Source organism: Lentzea indica, assembly GCF_012184385.1.
Lineage (GTDB): Bacteria > Actinomycetota > Actinomycetes > Mycobacteriales > Pseudonocardiaceae > Lentzea > Lentzea indica.
The window spans coordinates 1-6,403 of the sequence record NZ_VSRL01000378.1; the positions used below are offsets into that span (position 1 = coordinate 1).

At 67.8% G+C, this 6,403-nt stretch carries 7 protein-coding genes and 1 pseudogene; 4 read left to right on the plus strand and 4 right to left on the minus strand.

The genetic code is table 11. From position 1 onward, the window contains the following. Positions 1-95: 95 nt before the first annotated feature. Positions 96-590 (minus strand): helix-turn-helix domain-containing protein, encoded by a 495-nt coding sequence (locus FXN61_RS56815; RefSeq protein ID WP_167980164.1) that lies wholly within the window; start codon positions 588-590, stop codon positions 96-98. 138 nt (positions 591-728) lie between these two features. Between FXN61_RS56815 and FXN61_RS46270 the strand changes: the two genes are divergently transcribed. From FXN61_RS46270 to FXN61_RS46285, 4 genes are read left to right on the plus strand one after another with little or no spacing between them, the layout of a single operon-like run. Next, complete coding sequence (locus FXN61_RS46270; protein ID WP_167980165.1) at positions 729-989, plus strand: acyl carrier protein; 261 nt, start codon at positions 729-731, stop codon at positions 987-989. Between the two features lie 5 nt (positions 990-994). Continuing rightward, entirely contained in the window at positions 995-2,074 is a 1,080-nt protein-coding gene (locus tag FXN61_RS46275; protein WP_167980166.1) for an acyl-CoA dehydrogenase family protein, read from the plus strand. Then, positions 2,004-3,434, plus strand: a complete 1,431-nt coding sequence (locus tag FXN61_RS46280; RefSeq protein WP_223165877.1) for an AMP-binding protein — start codon at positions 2,004-2,006, stop codon at positions 3,432-3,434. Before FXN61_RS46275 ends, FXN61_RS46280 begins: the two co-directional genes overlap by 71 nt. Next, on the plus strand, positions 3,431-4,609 hold the full coding sequence (locus tag FXN61_RS46285; RefSeq protein WP_223165878.1) for an aminotransferase class I/II-fold pyridoxal phosphate-dependent enzyme: 1,179 nt from the start codon (positions 3,431-3,433) through the stop codon (positions 4,607-4,609). Before FXN61_RS46280 ends, FXN61_RS46285 begins: the two co-directional genes overlap by 4 nt. Positions 4,610-4,618: 9 nt before the next feature. Here the strand turns inward: FXN61_RS46285 and der are convergent, their stop codons facing one another. The 3 genes and pseudogenes from der to FXN61_RS57045 all read right to left on the minus strand — a co-directional run. Beyond that, positions 4,619-6,040, minus strand: coding sequence for a ribosome biogenesis GTPase Der (der, locus tag FXN61_RS46290; RefSeq protein ID WP_167980167.1), 1,422 nt, complete (start codon positions 6,038-6,040; stop codon positions 4,619-4,621). Further along, the gene (locus FXN61_RS46295) at positions 6,037-6,309 is read right to left on the minus strand and encodes a lysophospholipid acyltransferase family protein (RefSeq protein WP_167980163.1); all 273 of its coding nucleotides are present in this window, start codon (positions 6,307-6,309) and stop codon (positions 6,037-6,039) included. The genes der and FXN61_RS46295 overlap by 4 nt, the downstream gene beginning before the upstream one ends. Next, a pseudogene (locus tag FXN61_RS57045) lies at positions 6,305-6,403 on the minus strand (aldo/keto reductase); the annotation flags it as partial. The gene FXN61_RS46295 and the pseudogene FXN61_RS57045, both read right to left, overlap by 5 nt.

Genomic DNA, 6,403 nt, shown 5'->3' on the forward strand with positions numbered 1-6,403 from the left:
ACTGACTGCCGCGATCTGGCACAACCGCGCCACCGGCCAGCCCGTCACCCGATCCCTGATCGCATACGACCACTGATCAGTTAGGACTTACTCGTCTAGATCACCCAAGTGGTCACGACACCATCCGCGTGCACTCCGATCACGTGTGAGTTGTCGGACGTGAAGACCAACGCGCGCAGCGGCGGGCCCAGCAGCGGTAGCACGGTCACCACGCGCTGGTCCGGGATGTGCCACAGGACAACGCCTGCCTCCTCCGCGGTGGCGAGCATCGTGGCCGCCGCGTTGAAGGCGCGGACTTGCGGTGCTCTGTTCACGCGGACGTCGGCGGGCTGCGCGGCCAACGAGGCCCAGCGGCGTTTCCACGACGGTTCGTCGCCGCCGCACGCGCGGACGTAGGCCAGGGTCACGTTGAGCGTTGGCAGCTTGCGTCCACCTGCGGCGTCGGACAACGTCGCCGGCGAGTAGTGCGTCAACGCTCCGAGCTGGCGATACGTCGGCGTGCCCGCGGCACGTCGCAGTGCGCGCAGGTCCGCCGCGAACCGGAGTAGCGGGTCGTCTCCTTCGTCGAGTGGGCGCTCCTTGCGAGCCATGGTCGGTTACCTCCCCCGCTGCCCATTTTGTTCAGGCTTCGTCGTACAAGTCCAGGCGTGGTCCACCGAACAATCCGTTTCGGCAGTACAAAGGCCGAGAAGGCACCGAAACACCCGCTGACGTGGAATAGGGGAACCATGTCCGACGAGTACCACCGCGACGTGCTGGAGAAGCTCACCGAACTGGTGCGCGACGAGTTCCTCGAGGGGGAGGACGAGGAGCTCACGGCCACGACACCGCTGATGGAGTGGGGGATCCTCAAGTCGATCGAAACCACCCGGCTGGTCACATACGTGCGTACCGAATTCGGTGTGCGCGTCCCGCCGGCTCAAGTCACGACAGAGAACTTCCGGGACCTGGAAAGCATCGCCGGACTCGTCACGGCATTGCGCGGGTGAGCCGGATGGAGTTCGGGCAGACGGTCGCGCAAAGAGACCGCTACCAGACAATTCGGGACGCCGGCGAATACGACTGGCAACGGCTCGGCGAACTCGGCGTGCTCGGCGCCGCGATACCCGTCGAACACGGCGGTCAGGGACTCGGCGCGCTCGACACGGCGCTGGTCTTCGAGGCCGCCGGGTACGGCTGCCACGACACCGGGCTGATCTTCGCGGCCGGTGCGCACCTGTTCGCCACGGCGCTGCCCATCGCCGAGTTCGGCAGCGACAGTCAGAAGAAGAAGCTCCCCGCACTGTGCGACGGCACCCTCATCGGCGCCAACGCGATGACCGAGCCGGATGCCGGATCCGACATCGGAGCGCTGAAGACCACCGCCGTCCGCAAGGACGACGGGTACGTGCTCAACGGCATGAAGAGCTTCGTCAGCAACGGCCCGATCGCGGACGTCTACGTCACCTACGCCGTCACCGACCCCAACGCCGGCCACCTCGGCACCACCGGTTTCGTGGTCGACACCGGCACGCCCGGACTGGTCAGGAGCGAGCCGTTCGGCAAGCTCGGCATGAACGGCTGCGCGGCGGGCACGGTCGAGTTCCGTGACTGCGTGGTGCCGGACGACGCGGTGCTGGGCAACGGCAGCCTCGTGTTCCAGCACGGCATGCTCTGGGAACGCGCCTGCCTCTTCGCGATCTACCTCGGGGTGCAGGACCGCCTGATCGAGCGTTGCATCCGGCACGTCAAGCGGCGCAAGCAGTTCGGCAAGCGGCTCAGCACCTTCCAGTCCGTCAGCAACCGGATCGTGGACATGAAACTGCGGCTGGAAAGCGCCCGATTGCTGCTCTACAAGGCGTGCTGGGCGATCGACCAGGACGACGTCGCGGTGCTGCCCGCGGCACTGTCGAAGCTCGCCGTCTCTCAAGCGGCCGTGCAGACCGCGCTGGACGCCGTCGAACTCTTCGGCGGCCGCGGTTACCAGACCGACGAGGGCATCGAGGAGCACCTCAGGGACGCAGTTGGAGGCCTGCTCTTCTCCGGCACGTCGGACATCCAGCGGCAGCTCGCGGCACTGGAGCTGGGCCTGTGACCGCGCTGCACCGGCTCGTCAGCGAAGCCGCTCGACGCACGCCACAGCGCCCGCCATCCACGACGGCACAACGACGACCACCTACCGCGAGCTCGACGACCACGCGAACCGCATCGCTGCGGGCCTGCAGGCGCAAGGCATCGGCAAAGGCGACCGCATCGTCATCCATGCCGAGAAGAGCGCGGGCACCATCGCCGTGATGCAGGCCGCGCTGCGGATCGGCGCGATCTACGTCCCGGTCGCGCCGGCCAACCCGCACGCACGCGTCGAAAAGATCATCAAGAGTGCGCAACCGAAACTGGTCGTCACGGACCCGCACGACGCGCCAACCGCGGACACAGCACCGGAAATCGACGGGCCCGAACCGGACGACCCGGCCTACGTCCTCTACACCTCCGGCTCGACCGGCGAACCGAAGGGCGTGTGCGTCAGCCACCGCAACGCCGAAGCGTTCGTCACATGGGCTGCCGAGGAAACCGGTCTGCACCAAGGAGATCGGCTCAGCAACCACGCGCCGTTCAACTTCGACCTGAGCGTGTTCGACCTCTACGGCGCCTTTCACGCGGGCGCCGCGGTCGACCTCGTGCCGGGCGAACTCGCCTACCGCCCGGCGGAGCTCACCGAGTTCCTCACCACCCGCGGCATCACGGTCTGGTACTCCGTGCCGTCCGCACTGCTGCTGATGATGCGGCAAGGCGGCCTTCTGCAACGGGACAACGCCCTGCGCGTCTGCATCTTCGCAGGCGAACCGTTCCCGTCCGACCAGGTGCTCGAACTGCGCAAGGCGTGGCCGAACACCAGGCTGTTCAACTGGTACGGGCCGACGGAGACGAACGTCTGCACATCGCACGAAGTGCACGACGTCGATCCGAGCCGCCCGCTGCCGATCGGAACTCCCAGCTGTGGCAACGAAGTCGAGCTCGACGAAGGCGAGATCGTCGTCGACGGCCCCACTGTCATGCTCGGCTACTGGGGCGAGCAACCGCAGCGAGGCCCGTACCGCACAGGAGATCTCGGCAAACTGACCAACGGGGTGTTCGAGTACGCCGGCCGGCGCGACGCCATGGTCAAGGTCCGTGGCCACCGCGTGGAGCTCGGCGAGATCGAGACGGCGCTGGCCAGTCATCCCGATGTCGGCGCCGTGGCCGTCGTCGTCACGGGCAGCGGCCTGGAGGCGAAGCTGCACGCCGTCGTCGTGCCACGCAACAACAAGCGCCCGGGACTCATCGGCCTGAAACGGCACTGCGCCGAACGCCTGCCCGGCTACATGATCATCGATTCGCTCGCCGTGGTGGCCGAACTGCCGCGCACGGCGAACGGCAAGACCGACCGCACCGCACTTTCCAGGGGGATCCAGTGACGTTGTTCGGCAAGTCGACGGCCCTGTACGACGAGTGGGAGGACGAGGGTGTCTCGCCGTTCTTCCCGGTGATCGAGACCAACCGGCACCACCACGTCACGACGGCCAAGCACGGTGACCTGCTCATGTTCGGCTCGTGCGACTACCTCGGTCTCTCCCAGGACCCGGCGCTCAAGGAAGCCGCGATCGACGCGATCCGCGAGTTCGGCACGAACACCTATGGCGCGCAACTGCTCTGCGGCCGCACCCGGCTGCACGACGGCATCGAGGCGAAGCTCACCACGTTGTCCGGCAAGGAGTCCGCGATCCTCTTCCCGTCCGGCATGGCCGCGAACCTGGCCGTGATCTCGACGATCGCCTCCGCGGAGGACGTCATCCTCTGCGACCGCACCGCCCACATCTCGATCTACATGGGCAGCTGGTTGTCCGGCGCCGAGCTGCGGACGTTCCCGCACAACAACGTGAAGAAGCTGGAAGCATTGCTGCGCAAGGAAAAGGACAAGCACCGGCGGGTGATCCTGGTCGACGGCCTGTACAGCGCCGACGGTGACTTCGCGCCGCTGGACGAGATCACCGCGCTCGCACGGGAACACGACGCACTGGTCGTGGTGGACGAGGCGCACTCGTTCGGCGCGATCGGACCGAACGGGCTGGGCGTCGCCGACCACTTCGGAGTGCTGGACCGGGTCGACGCCGTGGTCGGCACGATGAGCAAGGCGCTCGGCAGCGTCGGCGGGTTCGTCCTCACGAGCAAGGAGTTCGAACGTCAGCTGCGTTACCTCGCTCCGAGCTACACGAGCTCACGCGGCAGCGCACCCGGTGTCGCGGGCGCGAGCCTCGCGTCACTCGAACTCGTCGAGGAACATGGCGGCGACCTGCGCGCCAAGCTCGACGACAACGTCAGGTTCGTCATCGACGGCCTCACCGAGGCCGGGCTGAACCTGATGCGCACGACGAGCCACATCGTCCCGGTGCTGGTCGGTGACGAGCACAAGACCGTGGCCGTCTCGAACTGGCTGATGGACCACGGGATCTTCGTCGGAACGTTCGTGCACCCGCACGTGCCGTCAGGAGAAGGCAGGCTGCGGATCGGTGTGACCAGCACGCACACTCAGGCCGAATGTGCGTTGCTGGTCGAACGGCTCACCGAAGCGAGAAACAAGTTCTCGCTGTGATCGGAGAGATCACTTCTTGCCGGCGCCGGCCTTCTTCTTCTCGCGCACACGCACGGAGATCCGGACGGGGCTGCCCTCGAACCCGAACTCCTCACGCAGCTTGCGCTCGATGAACCGGCGGTAGCTCGCCTCCAGGAACCCGGTCGTGAACAGCACGAACGTCGGCGGCCGGGTCGAGGCCTGGGTCGCGAACAGCACCTTGGGCTGCTTGCCACCGCGCACCGGCGGCGGGGTCGCGGCGATCAGGTCCGACAGCCACTGGTTCAGGCGGCCGGTCGGGACGCGCGTGTCCCACGAGTTCAACGCGGTGCGCAGCGCGGGCGCCAGCTTGTGCACGGCGCGGCCGGTCAGGGCGGAGATGTTGACCTTGTCCGCCCACGGCACGCGCACCAGGCCGCGTTCGAGCTCGCGGATCATCTCGTTGCGGCGGTCCTCGTCGACGAGGTCCCACTTGTTGAACGCCAGCACGCACGCGCGGCCCGACTCGACCACCATCGTGAGCACGCGGAGGTCCTGTTCGGACAACGGCTCGTGCGCGTCCAGCAGCACGATCGCGACCTCGGCGGTCTCGATCGCGGACTTGGTGCGCAGTGAGGCGTAGTACTCGGCGCCGCTTTCGAACTTCACCCGCTTGCGCAGGCCGGCGGTGTCGACGAACCGCCAGATCTCGCCGTCGAGCTCCACCAGCGAGTCGACCGGGTCGACGGTGGTGCCCGCGACCGCGTCGACGACCGAGCGCTGCTCGCCGGTCAGGCGGTTCAACAGCGACGACTTGCCCACGTTCGGCTTGCCGACCAGCGCGACGCGCCGAGGGCCGCCGCTGCCTGCCCCGAAGTCGTCGCGCGGGGTCTCCGGCAGCCTCTTCAGGATCTCGTCGAGCAGGTCACCTGAGCCGCGGCCGTGCAGACCCGACACCGGGAACGGCTCGCCGAGACCGAGCGACCACAGTGACGCGACGTCGGCCATCAGCCGCTCGTCGTCCACCTTGGACGCACAGAGGATCACCGGCTTCTTCGACCGGCGCAGTACCTTCGCGACGGCCTCCTCGGTCGTCGTCGCGCCCACCGTCGCGTCCACGACCACCAGGATCACGTCCGCGGTCGCCATCGCGAGCTCCGCCTGCGCGGCGACAGCGGCCTGCAGGCCCACCGCGTCCGGCTCCCAGCCACCCGTGTCGACCACGGTGAACTTGCGGCCGTTCCACAGCGCGTCGTAGGCCACGCGGTCACGCGTCACGCCCGGCACGTCCTGCACCACGGCCTCTCGCCGGCCGATGATGCGGTTGACCAAAGTGGACTTGCCGACGTTCGGCCGCCCGACCACCGCGATCACCGGCTGCGGTGGCGCCGAGTCCTCACCGTTCTCGCCGTCGAGGTCGCCGAAGGCTGACCAGTCGGCCTCGTCCTCCCAGGTGCCGTCCAGGTCCGTCATCGTCTTCCCTCATTCATACGAAGTCCATCGAGTTCGGCGACCAGTGTCGCCAGGCGATCGCGCACCTGCTCGGTCGCAACGCCGAGAGCCGTCCGTCCCTTCCCCTCGGGAAGGTGGAACGGCTCACCGATCAGCACGTCGACCTCGGGCCGCCAGCCCTTGGCCTGGTACGTCCCGCGGCAGGCGATCGGCAGCACCATCGCGCCGGACGTCTTGGCCAGCCACGCCGCACCGTTCTGCGCGCTCGCCACGCCGCCGTCGCCGCTCACCAACGCCGCTCTCGTTACCGTAGGCAGCGGCGGTGTCGATGCTGCGATAACCGGCCTTCAACGCCTCCGCGACGACGGATGCGGCCTCTTCGTC

Excerpts from the sequence above, each read along its gene's own strand:
- FXN61_RS56815 (WP_167980164.1), bottom strand. The coding sequence starts at position 590 with ATGGCTCGCAAGGAGCGCCCACTCGACGAAGGAGACGACCCGCTACTC.
- FXN61_RS46270 (WP_167980165.1), top strand. The coding sequence starts at position 729 with ATGTCCGACGAGTACCACCGCGACGTGCTGGAGAAGCTCACCGAACTG.
- FXN61_RS46275 (WP_167980166.1), top strand. The coding sequence starts at position 995 with ATGGAGTTCGGGCAGACGGTCGCGCAAAGAGACCGCTACCAGACAATT.
- der (WP_167980167.1), bottom strand. The coding sequence starts at position 6,040 with ATGACGGACCTGGACGGCACCTGGGAGGACGAGGCCGACTGGTCAGCC.